Here is a 315-nt window from a genome sequence, read left to right as displayed (position 1 = left end):
CGTAGCGAACGGGCAGCGGCTGATCGAGGCCCCATTGCGCCTCCACCGCCGCCACGATCTCGGGGTTGTTCATCATCCGCTCGGGGACCAGGGCGGACAGGGGGTCGCCCTTGGTGCTTTGCGACAGGATGAACGCCACGCTGGCCACGCCAAGGAGCAGGAAGGGCACTCCCAAAATCCGGCGTATGATATAGCGCAGCATGGCGGCCCCCCTTACTTGCGCGAGATTTCGGCAAGCGGCAGGTTGCAGCAGGCGCTGTAACGCACGCCCTCGATATCGCTGCGATAGGCCAGAACGAGGTTCGGGCTCACCAC

Annotated in this window: 1 pseudogene; it reads right to left on the bottom strand. The window is 64.8% G+C overall.

Features of this window, described 5'->3' with window-relative positions:
- A pseudogene (locus A3764_RS21780) lies at positions 1–202 on the bottom strand (ABC transporter permease); the annotation flags it as partial.
- Positions 203–315 lie beyond the last annotated feature (113 nt).

The sequence above is a fragment of the Sulfitobacter sp. HI0129 genome (genome assembly GCF_001635395.1).
GTDB lineage: Bacteria > Pseudomonadota > Alphaproteobacteria > Rhodobacterales > Rhodobacteraceae > Sulfitobacter.
The sequence above is the reverse complement of the archived record's forward strand: the minus strand, read 5'-3'. Positions and strand labels throughout refer to the sequence as shown.